Origin of the sequence: Candidatus Arsenophonus triatominarum, from assembly GCF_001640365.1 — a bacterium.
GTDB lineage: Bacteria > Pseudomonadota > Gammaproteobacteria > Enterobacterales > Enterobacteriaceae > Arsenophonus > Arsenophonus triatominarum.
In genome coordinates this window covers 64,996-79,727 of the sequence record NZ_LWMI01000014.1, presented here as the reverse complement: position 1 = coordinate 79,727, position 14,732 = coordinate 64,996, and the positions used below count along the sequence as shown (strand labels likewise).

The window sequence follows — 14,732 nt, the reverse complement described above, 5'->3', positions numbered from 1 at the left end:
GAGCAAATATATTTTTACGTATTGATATATTAACTTACTCTATAGTTTGGGTGATAGTGATTTCATGCCTTCAAGGACACTATAATTTCGGCTAAAAACGATTAAAAAAACGTTATTATATTGAAATTTTTGTTCAAAGTGTCCATTATTCTAAAAGTCGGCATAAGCCGTCATATTAGAAGGTAAAATAAATTTTATGGAATGGATCGCTGATCCTACAATGTGGGCGGGACTTCTTACTCTTATCGTACTCGAAATCGTGCTTGGCATTGATAATTTAGTCTTTATCGCTATCTTAGCTGATAAATTACCGGCTAAATTACGTAACAAAGCAAGAATAACTGGTTTAATCTGCGCACTATTTATGCGCATCATCTTATTGTTTAGTCTCACTTTACTCGTTTCACTAACCAATCCTATCATTAATATTTGGGGTCACCCATTTAGTGCGCGGGATATTCTGATGCTTGGTGGTGGGCTTTTTCTGCTTTTTAAAGCCACTATGGAGCTTAATGAACGGTTAGAAGGTAAAGATGAACAATCTGGCAAACAACGCAAAACGGCTAAATTTTGGGCTGTTGTAGCACAAATTATTGTATTAGATGCTATTTTTTCACTTGATTCGGTAATCACTGCCGTAGGTATGGTTGAACATATTGGCATTATGATTGCTGCAGTCACTATTGCTATAATCTTAATGATTATCGCTAGTAGACCATTAACCCTGTTTGTTAATACTCATCCAACTATTGTTATTCTCTGTCTCAGTTTCTTACTTATGATCGGTTTTAGCTTAGTTGCTGAAGGATTTGGTTATTTGATACCGAAAGGCTATTTATACGCTGCTATTGGTTTCTCTATTATGATCGAATCACTTAATCAATTTGCATTATTTAATCGACGCCGTTTTTTAAAAGGCACCAAATCACTGCGGGAAAGAACCGCTGAAGCAGTATTGCGAGTTTTAGATGGTCAACATGAACGCGCTGAATTAGATCATCGCACCTCTGATTTAATCGCTGATAATAATGGTATTTTTGATCCACAAGAACGACAAATGATTGTTCGTTTATTAGGATTCGCTCAACGTAATGTTAGTAGTATTATGACTTCGCGCCATGACGTTGAATATATTGATATCAACAAGCCTGCGGATAAGCTACTTTCATTGCTAGAAAAAACACCACATACCCGTCTTGTTGTTACGGATGAATCGATAAGCGATGAACCGGTCGGGGTTATACACGTTATCGACATATTAAATCAACAATTAAAAAAGCAAAAACTTAACTTACATGCCTTAATTACTCAGCCACTAATTTTCCCTGAAGGCTTATCACTACTTCAGGCATTAGAGCAGTTTCGTAAAGCTCATACCCATTTTGCCTTTATTGTTGATGAATTTGGCTCTGTCGAGGGAATTGTTACGCTGACGGATATTATAGAAACTATTGCCGGTAATATGCCAATCAGCGAAGCAGAGGTGGATTCTCGTCATGATATTCAACAATTAGAGGATAACCGTTGGGTTGCTAATGGCTTTATGCCTTTAGAGGATCTGATCCTGTATGTGCCAATCACGCTTGATGAAAAACGTGAATATGAGACAATTGCCGGATTATTAATGGAGCATCTACAACGAATGCCTGTGGTAGGTGAACGTATCAAAATTGAAAATTGGATTTTTGAACCATTGGAAGTCACCAGCCACCGCCTTAAAAAAGTGTTGATTACCCCCCCTGCAACTGGCTAAAAATGATGTTAAACAAAATATTACCTTAATATAACCTGAGTTCGGGAGTGAAAGTCTTACTATTCAAATAGTTGAATGCGCATATTTCGTTAAAATACTCTAACAATCTAGCTAAAAAGTAGAGCATTGTTAAACAATTATGGAAAATTTTACTGAACTTTATTGCCTGATGGATGATTTTTGTAAAGACTTCGAGCCAAAAATGTATGAAATTTTGCTGAATAACGGTAGTAAGCGTCGTAGACGGTCTACTCAGCTTTCATTGGCTGAAATGATGACACTGGTTGTTTTGTTTCATCAACTCCGATTCAGCCAATTCAAGGTATTTTATCTCTATTATGTCCGTTTATATCTCAGGAAGGAATTTCTTAACTTGCCATCATATTCACGCTGCGTAGAGTTACTTCCGCGCAGTACCTTAGCTTTAACGGCACTGTTTGAGTCAATTAAGGGAAAGTTCACGGGTCTGTCGGTTGCCGATTCTACTCCGATAGCTGTGTGTGATAACTTACGAATTCGCCAGCATAAAGTCTTCGATGGGATAGCTGAACGAGGAAAAACCTCAACAGGTTGGTTCTTTGGTTTCAAACTTCATGTAATTATCAATCATTTGAGGGAAATACTCAGTTTTCGACTTACACCAGGAAACACAGAAGATCGGAAACCATTACCTGAGCTGATAAAAGATCTTTCTGGTTGTTTGCATGCGGATAAAGGGTATTTATCGGCTTCACTGAAACAGCAACTGAAAACAATGGGAATTAACCTTATAACGAATATCAAGAAGAAAATAAAGCCCTGTTGAACAGACTTGTTTCGACAAAGTCATCTTGCGTCATCGTTCTGTCATTGAAACGGTATTTGATGAGTTAAAAATCTTTGTCAGATAGCGCATACGCGGCACCGCTCTCCTGCTGACTTTGTAGTGAATTTATTAGCCGGGCGGGTTGCATATTGTTTAATTCCATCTAAACCAAAGATACCTGTGGCAGGAACATATCTTCAAGCATAATTGATAATGCTTATCCCGAACTCAGGTTAATATAAAACATAACGCGCTAATCATGGCGCGTTACATTTGTTATGGATATTAAGCTAATAACTAATTTTGCGATTTAACTTCTTTTTCTAACCAACTATCCAGTGCTTTTTTAGCTTGTGATTGAAACTCATCACGCAGCAATTTTTCAATATTCAATTGATATTGTAAATTTTTCCACTTACCATAAATACGCAGAGGAATGGCCAATTGATTAATTTTATTAATAAAATTATCATTTCCATGCCAGCCTTTATTGATATTAACCAGCAATTTCACGTCTGCTGATTTCCCCGCTAAATTTAGCCAACCGTTACCATCGATACTCATAGCGTCTGAAGAAGCAACCAGATTTGAGAACGATAGCATGCCTTTATTAAGTTTTGTATCAACGGTTAAATTTTCAATTTGAGTATTATCGTCAAGATTTTGCGGAGTATCAATTTTATCAGTAAGGCGTGAAAAGGCGTGTTGGATCAGTGAAGCTATATTTAATCCTGTTAACTGTGCCTTGAATAACATCACATTAGCGTTACCGGACCAAAAATTTAGCAGCGCAAATTTATCATATCCAGGCCCTGATAAATTTGCTGCTAACATCAATGAACCATCTAGTTTGGTCGGCATGTCAAAGAATTGCAGCAAAGGAGCTAACTTAACATGATTAAATTTGGGTTTAGCCGTGACAATAACCGGACTATTTTGATAATTTAAACTTATAGGTAATTCAAAATTTCCACCTAATAATCCACCTTCTAATTGACTAACATTTAATAACGCTTTTTTATTGGTTATCTTAGACTTAAAGCTATCAACAACTAAACCTCGATATATAAGTTTATCGGCAGAGATTGTTGCTTGAAATGGAAATTGCTTTAAATAACTTAAATCATAACTATCGGTTTCAACCGTCGCAATAACAGGCTTAGTACTTACTTGAGGCGTTATCTTTGTCTCTGTTAAAGGTTGTAATAAAGATTGCCAACCTAAAATCTTATCTAGATCCAGTTTTGTGGAAGTAATATTTAATTGATAATCTGGTGATTTACCTAAATAAGCAACTAAATTTCCAGTTAAATTACTATCATTAACGTCAATAGCTAAATTAGACAGGGTTAATATTGGTTGTTGATCATGCAAATAATCAAACAATAAAGTTGCATTGCCGTTAATGCCATCTGTTGGTAAATTAATACCACTAATTTTATATTCTAATTGATTAATTTCTCCTGCAATCTGATGCGGATAATCTGCAATATTTAACTTACTTTTTAAAGAAAAAATGAGATCTTGCTGATCCTTACTTACATTGCTACTAAAATTAACGCTAATAAAATGATCATCTTCCCTTCTGAGCGACAACATAATATTACGCATATTTAGCTGGGTATCATTATCCAACTGCCAAATTAACAAACTATCAGTTAGTTTTATTTTATTAATCTCAAATAACCATTTGCTATCATTATTATTTTTCCTACTAATACGGTTAAGGCCTTCTGGAGCAATTGGGGCATCAGGATTTGATTTTGCTTCACTATCTGGAGTAGCGCGCAAAACTGCATTACTGATTACTATCTGTTCAACAGAAAGTTGGTGGGAAATTAACGGCCACAAGGAAACATCAAGCCGCATGTTATCTGCACTAATGGCCGGCTTAGTCGCGCCCTGCGCGGTGAGTGAAATCGGCCCAGTAATAATACTTAGGCTGGGCCATACATGCCAACGCATTTCGCCTTGAAAAACTAAATGATAGCCGCTTTTTTGTTCAACTTTATCAATTAAATAGTGACGAAAATCATTGGGATTAACTAGCAACACTAGCGCCGTTAAGCCTGCTAAAATAACCACCATCAGAATAACTAATGTGGTCAAAAATCGTTTCATCACTGTCTCCATCAATGGTATTCAAACAAACAATTAATGACTTCATCTTTAGATAGCTTATTTTCCGTAACCTGAAAAAATAAAATTATTTTGGTTATAGCATGATTTCAGCGAAACACCGAATTAATTAACTTAAAATCTCACAATTTATGATTACTTTTATCATCTTCACTAATTCTACTCCCTACTGCACCTTGTTGATTTTTATATTTTGCATCCTGACGGCGATTATAGGGGCGCTCAGCTGAACCAGATAAAACTTCAAAACTTAATGCGCCAATAACCATACCCGGCCGTAGTGCCAATGGCAGTTTACCTGAATTATAAAACTCTAGCACAATCTGACCGCACCAACCGGGATCAATACGGTGAGCAGTAACATGCACCATCAATCCCAAGCGAGCAATAGAAGAACGGCCATCAAGCCAACCAACAGCATTATCAGGCAAAGTGACTGATTCTAAAGTGACCGCCAATGCTAATTCACCCTGATGCAAAAAAAACGCATCATTATGGCTTAAGGTAATTTCATCACTCATCACCCGATCTAATGCAGCATTAACTTCATTTTTGGGCCCACTAAGATCGATATAAGGTGCAGTATAGCCCTGAAATATTCGAAATTTATTGCCTAAACAAACATCAACGGTTACCCCATTGATCCGTTCGATTGATGGGCGTGGTTCAATAACCAATTTCTTTTCATCAAGCCATTTAACTATATCACGGTCACAAAGTCGCATTTTTCCATCTCCTTGCGAGAATGCCTAATCTATTTATAGATAATTATTGGCAGAACTCCTCTATTTTTGCTTTTAGAATATCAATCGCCACTCGATTTTTTCCGCCACGAGGAACAATAATATCTGCATATTGTTTCGATGGCTCAATAAATTGAAGAAACATTGGACGAACAGTTTTAGTATATTGTTCAATAACAGAATCTAATGTTCTTCCTCGTTCATTGACATCCCGTTTAATTCTTCTTACTAAGCAAATATCCAGTGGCGTATCAACATAAATGGAAAAATCCATATTATTACGTAAGCACTTATCGGTTAATAATAAAATACCTTCAATAATAATCACTTTTTTAGGCTGAAAAAAAATGGTCTCTCGCTTACGCGTATGCTGAGTATAATCATATTGTGGCAGATCAATGCCTTTTCCTGCCTTCAACAATTGAAGATGATGAAAAAGCAAATCATGATCCATTGAGTTGGGATGGTCGTAATTTACTTTCACTCGTTCTTCCATCGGAATGTCATGTTGATCTCGATAGTAACAATCCTCAGTAATCACACCAATATTGTGGTCACCCACTTGAGTACGTAATTCATGATAAAGCGTTTTCGCAATAAGACTTTTACCCGATGCTGAAGCACCAGATATACCTACAATAGCACCCTTATGTGCTGGATCAGCCATTTTAAATAACCTGAGTTTGAATAAAAGAAATTAATATAATTAAATATTATGAGCGCCGGAATTATAAGGGGTTATTGTAATATCTTCCAGCATTTAAAATTAGGTCTGGCTAATTTTCATAACAAGACCTAATAATAATTATCACTTCATATTTATTTTCAATCAATAAGCTATGGAATTAATCAGTTTAAATAGCTCGGAAAGCAATTTCAGTGGGAATTTTTTCTCCTGCCCAATACATCTGAGCAGAAATCGTCGATGCTATTTCCCGATAAATATCAGCGAACTCACCATTAGGATCGCGCATTACTGTCGGTTGACCTTGATCTAAATCCTCACGCAAAGAAATATGTAATGGGATCTTACCTAACAGCTTGCATTGGTATTTTTCAACCAATATTTCTGCTCCACCTGAACCAAAAATAGGCTCTACGTGGCCACAATTACTACAAATATGTAGACTCATATTTTCAACAATACCCAATACCTGCACTTTCACTTTGTCGAACATCGCGATGCCTTTCATCGCATCAAGCAAAGCAATATCTTGTGGTGTGGTAACAACAATCGCCGCGGTAACGGGTATATTCTGTGCTAAGGTTAATTGAATATCACCAGTTCCAGGTGGCATATCAATCACTAAATAATCTAAATCTGGCCATTCGGTATCCTGTAACATTTGCATCAAAGCCTTGCTAGCCATTGGACCACGCCATATCATCGCATTATCATCATTAATCAAATAACCAATTGAATTAGTCGCTAGCCCATAATAAGCTTTTATAGGTACCATATGATGCCCATCAGGTGATGTGGGCCGCTGATTTTTAGTTGCCAACATAGTCGGAATAGAGGGGCCATAAATATCAGCATCCAGAATACCTACCTTCGCTCCTTCTTGCGCTAATGCCAACGCCAAATTCACTGTTGTGGTTGATTTGCCAACCCCTCCTTTACATGAACTGACAGCAATAATATTACGCACTCCATTAATGCTAGGCAAATTATTCGCTCTACGTAATGTATTGATATTATGACGTAATTTCCACTCTACTGTTTGAGCGCCAGTTATTTTTCGTAATTGCGGTGTCAGCTGCTCAATTAATAACTTAAACGGCGTTTTCCAGGCAAAGGGCATGACTAATTCAATATGTAAAACATCATCGAGTAATACACAATGACATAATGCCTTTAATGTACTCAGATTACTTTGCAGTGTTGGATGAGAAAATGTGTCTAAAATCTCAGCGACTTGCTGAGTTAACTTTTCTGCTTTTGTTTGTTTCAAGGATCCTGAATTCATCGCAGCTCCTTTTATATTAGTATTAAATTATCAACAATTAATCACTACAACATACCAGAGAACAATTTAATTAAGATAACATAGATAATAAAAACGACGCTTATCAAGCAAAATTACGATAAAATAATGATTGATTAGTCATGTTCAGGCCTAGCCGGAAAAAACGCAATCAGTTAACATCAAATTATTGTTCAATTTTTATGGAAATTAGATCCTTACTATGCCTCAAGTCGCGAAAAAACTTTTGGTAACCTGTGCGTTACCTTATGCTAACGGTTCAATACACCTTGGCCATATGTTAGAGCATATTCAGGCCGATATTTGGGTTCGTTATCAACGAATGCGCGGCAAACAGGTTTACTTTATTTGTGCCGATGATGCCCATGGCACTCCAATTATGCTAAAAGCTCAGCAATTAGGTATAACGCCTGAGGAGATGATTAGTAAAGTAAATCAGGAACATCAACACGATCTTGCTGACTTTGCCATTAGTTATGATAATTACCATTCAACTCATAGTGTAGAAAATAAAACATTATCTGAACAAATTTATTTAACACTAAAAAAGAGTGGCTATATCAAAAACAAAACTATCTCGCAACTTTATGATCCTAAGCAAGGTATGTTTCTACCCGATCGCTTTGTTAAAGGGGGTTGCCCAAAATGCCAAGCCGCTGATCAATACGGTGATAATTGTGAGGTCTGTGGCGCAACTTATAACCCAACAGAACTTATCAATCCCCACTCGGTGATTTCTGGAGCAACGCCTGAAATGCGTGAAACAGAGCATTTTTTCTTTGATTTACCCGCATTTAGTCATATGCTGCAAACTTGGACACGCTCAGGGGCTTTGCAACCACAAGTGGCAAATAAAATGCAAGAGTGGTTCGAGGCGGGTTTACAGCAATGGGATATTACTCGTGATGCCCCTTACTTCGGTTTTGAAATTCCTAATGAACAAGGCAAATATTTTTACGTCTGGTTAGACGCTCCTATTGGTTATATGGGGACATTTAAAAATCTATGTGACAAACAACCCAATATTGATTTCGATAGTTATTGGTACAAAGATTCTACTGCCGATCTTTACCACTTTATGGGTAAAGACATTGTCTACTTCCATAGCCTATTTTGGCCAGCAATATTAGAAGGTAGTGGTTATCGTAAGCCTACCAATATCTTTGTTCACGGTTATATCACTGTAAATAGCGCAAAAATGTCTAAATCACGGGGTACTTTTATTACCGCGCGCGCCTATTTAGATCAGCTGGATGCTGATTGTTTACGTTACTATTATGCCGCTAAGCTTTCTTCCCGCATTGATGATATTGACCTTAACTTAGAAGACTTTGTCCAACGGGTAAATAGCGACATCGTGAATAAAGTCGTCAACCTCGCGGCTCGCAATGTTGGATTCATCAATAAACGCTTTCATGATAAGTTATCATCGCAACTTGCGGCTCCTGAGCTTTACCAGCAATTTATTGCCGCAGCAGACAAAATTGGTCAACAATTTTGTCATCGTGAATACAATAAGGCGATTCGTGAAATTATGTTACTTGCCGATCTAGCCAATCGTTATATCAATGAGCAAGCACCCTGGGTAGTTGCTAAGCAGGAAGGTTGCGAACAAGATTTACATGATATCTGTTCGATGGGTATCAATTTATTTCGCGTACTAATGACTTATTTAAAACCTATATTACCGGGACTCACGAACAGGGTAGAAACTTTTTTAAATATTTCACTCAACTGGGATGATATTAGCGACCCTTTGCTAAATCATGAAATTATGCCATTTAAAACCTTATTCCAGCGAATTGAAACGAACAATGTAACCGCTATGTTAGCGGCATCTAGCGAAAATATAACGGCGCAAACAATGACTAATCAACAAGATTCCGAAAATTCTTTCCAAGATGTCATAAATTTTGATGACTTCAACAAAGTCGACTTACGAGTTGCTTTAATTAAGCAAGCTAATTTAGTCGAAGGCTCCGATAAGCTGCTAAGACTACAATTAGATTTAGGTGATAGCAGCCGACAAGTTTTTTCTGGTATTCGCGCGGCTTATCCTGATCCGAAAATACTTGAAGGGCGCTTAACGATCATGGTCGCTAATTTAGCACCACGAAAAATGCGTTTTGGCGTTTCAGAAGGGATGGTATTAGCCGCCGGTCCTGGTAACAAAGATATCTTTCTATTAAGTCCAGATGCTGGCGCCAAGCCCGGTATGCAAGTAAAATAGATAACATAGAAAACATTAAATTAAAATGGCGACAATAGCATTTTCGCCATTTTTAATCCCAGTGACTACTCCAGCCTGGCACATTAAGTGGGCTAATTGTATTATCAGTATGTTTTGTTATAGGACTTGTATTATGTTGTTTTGCAAAAATATCCTTTATATTAGTTGGCAATATTTACGCGCTTTTTTACTCATTTATCTCTGCCTAATAATAGGAAACCTAATATCAAATTTACTGCCTTTTTCTATGCCAGGTAGTATAATTGGCATGCTGGTGTTGTTTAGCTTATTAACTGTCCAAATCATACCTGTCCACTGGATACAACCGGGTTGTCACTTGCTACTCAAAAATATGACATTGCTATTTATTCCAATTGGGGTAGGCATAATGAATTATTATGATATGCTTAGCCAACAAATTATCCCTATATTACTCTCCTGCGTTATTAGTACCTTAATTATTATGATTATTGTTGCTTATAGCTCACACTATATTCATCGTGAACCTAATTTAAATACCTCGGATGGTGGTAAGCAGCAGAAAAAAAGCCAAATTAAGCCAAAAAATAAGCCAAATAACGAGTAACAACAATGTTAAATCATATCTGGTGGTCACTACCTTTTACCATTATCGTTTTCTTATTAGCGAGAAAATTATCCCAAAAATATCGATTAACTATTTTAAATCCCCTGTTAATTTCAATCAGTATCATTATTGCTACTTTACTAATAACACATACTTCATACAGCCATTATTTCTCTGGTAGCCGTATTCTCAATGATTTGTTACAGCCGGCAGTTATCACCTTGGCTTTACCATTATACGAGCAATTACATCAAATTCGTGCCCAATGGAAATCCATTATTAGTGTTTGTTTTATAGCGAGTCTTATTGCTATGGTAACAGGAACCGCTATTGCGTTATGGACAGGCGCGAGCGTCGAAATGGCTGCTTCAATATTACCAAAATCTGTTACAACACCCATTGCGATGGCTGTTTCACAAGCGATTGGCGGCATACCAGCCATCAGTGCAGCTTGTGTGATTTTAGTTGGCATTTTTGGTGCTATGTTTGGACAATTACTGTTTAATTTTTTGCGTATAAAAAACCCTATTGCTCGAGGATTAGCGATGGGAGCAGCCTCACATGCAGTAGGTACTGCGCGTAGTGCCGAGATAAACTACATTGAAGGTGCCTATAGTTCTCTCGCATTAATGACGTGTGGCATAATCACCTCATTAATTGCCCCTTTCATTTTTCCTTTAATAATCGATTTATTACATTAAATGATTAGCTATAAAAAATGAATCAACAACATAGTAATCACTTTCTCTATATTTTATGTAGAAAAGTTAATCTCACTGGCGGGCGATAACTTTAATTTTTTAGACTATTTTAGTGAATAAATTTAAATCAAATCTAGCCAGTTGCCACAGTAGTCTTTAACAATGTGTTATAGCTAGGCGACTTAATTTTGATTACAGCATATGTATTAAAAACAGGTCATCGATAGTGCATCCTGTTTCCATCTTTTTACGTTTAGCTTGAGACCATTTATGTTCTATAGGATTTAAATCTGGTGAGAATACACAGGCAAATATTCTATCTGGTGTCCTGCGTTTATAATTGCCTGTTCAATATTCTTACCTTTGTGAAAGCTAGCGTTGTCCATAAAAATAACAGAATTTTCAGGAAGTTCTGGGAGCAATATTTTTGTGATCCAAACATAAAAAACATCACGATTAATATTGCAATCAAATAATCCGATAGCAAAAAGGGTTGTTCCCAATAAAGCGCCAATAACATTTGTTCTTCCCTTAGCACCCCAGTTTTTCAGGCCAAAACAACGGTGACCTTTTGGGGAATAGCCGTGAGTTCGTGGAGTGTCATGTGAAAAACCACTTTCATCAATAAAAACAACAGATTTATCTTTTTTTTCATACTGTTGTCTTTTTTGCTGATGTGCCAGCCTGTCGCTTTCGTTGGTTTTTGGATGGAATAGAGTTTTTTTTATAGGTTAATCCCAGCTTTTTAAGGGATTGCCAAATAGTCTTTTTACAAACACCGAATCGCTCTGCCCGTTCCTTTTGGTAAGCATCTGGATACTGTTCCACATCTTTTGCTAAAGCATTTTTATCGAGCTTCCTCTTACGTGGCGTTGAATTTTTTGGCTCTGGTCGTTTAAGCCAACGTACTAAAGACGCTTTTCCAATACGGAATTGTTTCGCAGTTTCTCGAATTGTTAAACCTTCGGCTTTCCTTACAGATATTACTTTACGTCGAAAATCAATTGTATAACTCATAACACACCTTGTAATCAAAATTAAGTCGCCTAGCTATAAAGTAACTAATTGGAGGTAATTCCAGCTAGTCTGAATATCGTATTTACAAATTTGCTGCCTTCTGACTATTATAAGTCTTATCTAGCAATAAGCTGTTGAATTAATCAGGGGCCGCGCATGATAATAAGTAAAATAGCCCTTATTAAGCTGACTTTCTCTATCCTGTAATCTATAGGCATAAATGATGAGGAAATTCCTTATTTATAGCTTACTTACCATTATAGTAACAGCAATCGTTGCTACTCTGGCATTCGATCGTTGGATTAGTTGGAAAACTGCTGACTATATCTATGATGATGTAAAAAAATTACCACCTCGCAGCGTTGGTATGATTTTAGGTACATCAAAATATTATTCTGCCGGTTTACCTAATGAGTACTATAAATATCGAATTCAGGGCGCTATTAACGCTTATAATAGCGGTAAAATAAAATACTTGCTCGTTAGCGGTGATAATGCCCATTACAATTATAATGAACCTATCACCATGCGTAGAGATCTAATCTCAGCTGGTATCCCAGCCGCAAAAATTGTGTTAGATTTTGCAGGCTTCAGAACATTGGATTCTGTTGTCCGAACCCACCAAGTGTTTGCCACTAACAACTTTACTATTATTACCCAACGTTTCCATTGTGAAAGAGCATTATTTATCGCTATGAAAAAAGGGATAGATGCACAGTGCTATGCAGTTTCCTCGCCAAAAAAAATCATTAAAGTTCGTTTACGCGAGGTTTTTGCCCGTATTTATGCCCTAATTGATCTCTATATATTAAAAAGTGAACCCCGTTTTTTGGGACAACAGGAATCTATTCCCGCACCGATAAAAATGCCTGATGGCATCAAAGGATATCCTGCCGTTTTACCTAAAGAGCTGAAATAATTTCAGCTAGCAAGTAGCGAATTTTTGAAATAACAAGTTAGATAAAGTATATATTATTAATCATCAAGTTATTTAATTTCATGATGTTTTAATTTATTTTTATATACACAGTTATGTACAAATTATTTTTTCACCCCCGTGTGCTATCTTTGGCAAAATACCAAGAACAAAACTACAATCTCACACAAAGCCACTTACACCCAACCAACAACTAATAGTTAACAGCTTCCTACAACGCTGCTAATATGATTCCCCTTGGATGGGGCTGTTTGTTTAAAGGGTTAAGATGAATAATGGTTAAAGAAAATCAAAGCTACCAAAAAAGGATAGTGAAGTCTGGATGGCAAGACTGGAAAATGGCACGGGCGACGCTTGGCGATTTCGAGACGGTGAAATAGTCCACGGATTTTTTGAAGCTGAGAAAAAAGCTAAAGAGATGGGCGCAGTGCTCGAAGAACGGAAAAAATACCGATTTAGTCTGGGTCATTAATCATGTTTTTGTATAAAAAACGCACCATAATGATTTATGGTGCATTAAGAAAATGGCAATTCTATTAAAAAAATGGAAGAAGAGATTTTTTCTAAGAGTCCATAATATAATTTATGGGGTTATGATGACTTATTAAATACCTCATTTTTAGGTAAATTTTTAATGACTAAAAGATTCACCTCTGTAGTGGTCAACTAAAATTGGCCACCCTACCTGACTGTTCACGGAACAGTCGCTCTGATTCGTTTGGCGTTAATCCACCGTTATACCAGTGAGGTCTTATATCGCTATAGTAGTGGGTTATGTAGCGAATAATGGCTGACTGAGCAGTACTAAAGCTTTGGTAGCCAGTCGTTGGCACCCATTCGGTCTTCAGACTACGGAAGAATCGTTCCATCGGACTATTATCCCAACAATTCCCTCTGCGACTGATACTTTGGGTCATCTGATAACGCCACAATGCCTGCCTATACTGACGACTGGTATAATGACTTCCCTGATCACTATGGAACATCACCTGTTTGGGATGCCCACGTAGTTCCCAAGCCATTTGTAGTGCTTTGGCGGTTAATTCTGAGTCTGGTGCAAATGACATTGCCCAGCCCACCGGTTTTCGGGCAAACAAATCCAATACCACAGCCAGATAGGCCCATCGTGAGCCTGTCCAAATGTAGGTTACATCGCCGCACCAAACCTGGTCAGGCTTTGTAACAGCGAACTGCCTATTGAGCAGATTTGGAATATCAATACGTTCATTTCCACCGCGGTTGTATTTATGTTTTCGCTCTTGGCAACTGACGATGATTAATTCTTTCATCAACTTACCCGCTAACCACCGCCCAAGTTTCACGTTGTGTGTATTGGTAACCATCGTGGCGATAGTCCTTGCGCCAGCAGAGCCGCCACTAACGTTCCACGCTTCGCTGACTAGGCTACGTTTATCGTCCGCTCAATATCTGGCTCCTTAGGCCGACACCAATAGCGATAACTGCTTCGGTGAACATTAAAAATACGACACAAAGTTTTCACCGGATAAAGCACTCTTAGCTTTTCAACTACCGAAAATTTTTCAGTGAGTCGGACATTAAGGAGCGCAGTAGCCTTTTTTAAGATGTCATTCTCCATTTCCAGCCGGTGGATTTTTTTCTTCATTTCTCTGAACTCAATTTGTTCAGGTGTTAATGGCAGATCAGGCGATGTTTTCCCTTGACGTTCTAAACGAAGGGCTCTTACCCACCGGCTAATCGCTGAAAGACTGACGTTCATGCCTTTCGCGGCTTCCTGGTAGGTGTAATTTTGGTCAAGGACTAATTTGGCGGTTTCACATTTAAATTCAGCAGTAATTATTTTACTCATTTCGG

The 14,732-nt window shown here is 37.4% G+C and carries 13 protein-coding genes and 1 pseudogene; 7 read left to right on the top strand and 7 right to left on the bottom strand.

Features of this window, described 5'->3' with window-relative positions; translation table 11 throughout:
• The first annotated feature begins 196 nt into the window (after positions 1-196).
• Positions 197-1,753 carry a TerC family protein gene (locus tag AYJ55_RS12885; protein WP_063656800.1) on the top strand — a complete coding sequence of 519 codons (1,557 nt, stop codon included), beginning with the start codon at positions 197-199 and terminating at the stop codon, positions 1,751-1,753.
• Between the two features lie 139 nt (positions 1,754-1,892).
• Positions 1,893-2,765 (top strand): annotated as a pseudogene (locus AYJ55_RS12880) (IS982 family transposase).
• Positions 2,766-2,855: 90 nt separating this feature from the next.
• On the opposite strand, the gene asmA reads toward AYJ55_RS12880, so the two are convergent.
• The 4 genes from asmA to apbC form a co-directional block, all read right to left on the bottom strand.
• On the bottom strand, positions 2,856-4,679 hold the full coding sequence (gene asmA / locus AYJ55_RS12875; RefSeq protein ID WP_063656798.1) for an outer membrane assembly protein AsmA: 1,824 nt from the start codon (positions 4,677-4,679) through the stop codon (positions 2,856-2,858).
• A gap of 140 nt (positions 4,680-4,819) precedes the next feature.
• Complete coding sequence (gene dcd, locus AYJ55_RS12870) at positions 4,820-5,422, bottom strand: dCTP deaminase (protein ID WP_063656796.1); 603 nt, start codon at positions 5,420-5,422, stop codon at positions 4,820-4,822.
• 43 nt (positions 5,423-5,465) lie between these two features.
• A complete protein-coding gene (gene udk, locus AYJ55_RS12865; RefSeq protein WP_063656794.1) occupies positions 5,466-6,107 on the bottom strand; it encodes a uridine kinase in 642 nt (213 codons plus the stop codon).
• Positions 6,108-6,294: 187 nt separating this feature from the next.
• Positions 6,295-7,410: an iron-sulfur cluster carrier protein ApbC gene (apbC, locus tag AYJ55_RS12860; RefSeq protein ID WP_063656792.1), complete on the bottom strand. Its 1,116-nt coding sequence runs from the start codon at positions 7,408-7,410 to the stop codon at positions 6,295-6,297.
• Positions 7,411-7,630: 220 nt separating this feature from the next.
• Between apbC and metG the strand changes: the two genes are divergently transcribed.
• The 3 genes from metG (at position 7,631) to AYJ55_RS12845 (ending at position 10,945) form a co-directional block, all read left to right on the top strand.
• The gene (gene metG / locus AYJ55_RS12855; RefSeq protein ID WP_063656790.1) at positions 7,631-9,658 is read left to right on the top strand and encodes a methionine--tRNA ligase; all 2,028 of its coding nucleotides are present in this window, start codon (positions 7,631-7,633) and stop codon (positions 9,656-9,658) included.
• 133 nt (positions 9,659-9,791) lie between these two features.
• A complete protein-coding gene (locus tag AYJ55_RS12850) occupies positions 9,792-10,244 on the top strand; it encodes a CidA/LrgA family protein (RefSeq protein WP_162505572.1) in 453 nt (150 codons plus the stop codon).
• A 5-nt stretch (positions 10,245-10,249) separates the two neighbouring features.
• A complete protein-coding gene (locus AYJ55_RS12845; RefSeq protein WP_063656789.1) occupies positions 10,250-10,945 on the top strand; it encodes a CidB/LrgB family autolysis modulator in 696 nt (231 codons plus the stop codon).
• A gap of 284 nt (positions 10,946-11,229) precedes the next feature.
• On the opposite strand, the gene AYJ55_RS12840 is transcribed toward AYJ55_RS12845, so the two are convergent.
• Both AYJ55_RS12840 and AYJ55_RS12835 read right to left on the bottom strand, forming a co-directional pair.
• Positions 11,230-11,571, bottom strand: a complete 342-nt coding sequence (locus AYJ55_RS12840) for a transposase (RefSeq protein ID WP_245677373.1) — start codon at positions 11,569-11,571, stop codon at positions 11,230-11,232.
• Positions 11,572-11,596: 25 nt separating this feature from the next.
• A complete protein-coding gene (locus tag AYJ55_RS12835; RefSeq protein ID WP_063653415.1) occupies positions 11,597-11,962 on the bottom strand; it encodes an IS630 transposase-related protein in 366 nt (121 codons plus the stop codon).
• Between the two features lie 223 nt (positions 11,963-12,185).
• On the opposite strand from AYJ55_RS12835, the gene sanA reads away from it, so the two are divergent.
• Together sanA and AYJ55_RS30805 are read left to right on the top strand one after the other, a co-directional pair.
• The gene (gene sanA, locus AYJ55_RS12830; RefSeq protein WP_063656956.1) at positions 12,186-12,881 is read left to right on the top strand and encodes an outer membrane permeability protein SanA; all 696 of its coding nucleotides are present in this window, start codon (positions 12,186-12,188) and stop codon (positions 12,879-12,881) included.
• 340 nt (positions 12,882-13,221) lie between these two features.
• The gene (locus AYJ55_RS30805) at positions 13,222-13,371 is read left to right on the top strand and encodes a hypothetical protein (protein ID WP_187153259.1); all 150 of its coding nucleotides are present in this window, start codon (positions 13,222-13,224) and stop codon (positions 13,369-13,371) included.
• Positions 13,372-13,561: 190 nt separating this feature from the next.
• On the opposite strand, the gene AYJ55_RS12825 is transcribed toward AYJ55_RS30805, so the two are convergent.
• A protein-coding gene (locus tag AYJ55_RS12825; RefSeq protein WP_162505545.1) for an IS3 family transposase occupies positions 13,562-14,727 on the bottom strand; the annotation gives its coding sequence in 2 pieces (ribosomal slippage) (positions 13,562-14,313 and positions 14,313-14,727; 1,167 coding nt in all).
• Between the last annotated feature and the right edge of the window lie 5 nt (positions 14,728-14,732).

Excerpts from the sequence above, each read along its gene's own strand:
- AYJ55_RS12885 (WP_063656800.1), top strand. The coding sequence starts at position 197 with ATGGAATGGATCGCTGATCCTACAATGTGGGCGGGACTTCTTACTCTT.
- asmA (WP_063656798.1), bottom strand. The coding sequence starts at position 4,679 with ATGAAACGATTTTTGACCACATTAGTTATTCTGATGGTGGTTATTTTA.
- dcd (WP_063656796.1), bottom strand. The coding sequence starts at position 5,422 with ATGCGACTTTGTGACCGTGATATAGTTAAATGGCTTGATGAAAAGAAA.
- udk (WP_063656794.1), bottom strand. The coding sequence starts at position 6,107 with ATGGCTGATCCAGCACATAAGGGTGCTATTGTAGGTATATCTGGTGCT.
- apbC (WP_063656792.1), bottom strand. The coding sequence starts at position 7,410 with ATGAATTCAGGATCCTTGAAACAAACAAAAGCAGAAAAGTTAACTCAG.
- metG (WP_063656790.1), top strand. The coding sequence starts at position 7,631 with ATGCCTCAAGTCGCGAAAAAACTTTTGGTAACCTGTGCGTTACCTTAT.
- AYJ55_RS12850 (WP_162505572.1), top strand. The coding sequence starts at position 9,792 with ATGTTGTTTTGCAAAAATATCCTTTATATTAGTTGGCAATATTTACGC.
- AYJ55_RS12845 (WP_063656789.1), top strand. The coding sequence starts at position 10,250 with ATGTTAAATCATATCTGGTGGTCACTACCTTTTACCATTATCGTTTTC.
- AYJ55_RS12835 (WP_063653415.1), bottom strand. The coding sequence starts at position 11,962 with ATGAGTTATACAATTGATTTTCGACGTAAAGTAATATCTGTAAGGAAA.
- sanA (WP_063656956.1), top strand. The coding sequence starts at position 12,186 with ATGAGGAAATTCCTTATTTATAGCTTACTTACCATTATAGTAACAGCA.
- AYJ55_RS30805 (WP_187153259.1), top strand. The coding sequence starts at position 13,222 with ATGGCAAGACTGGAAAATGGCACGGGCGACGCTTGGCGATTTCGAGAC.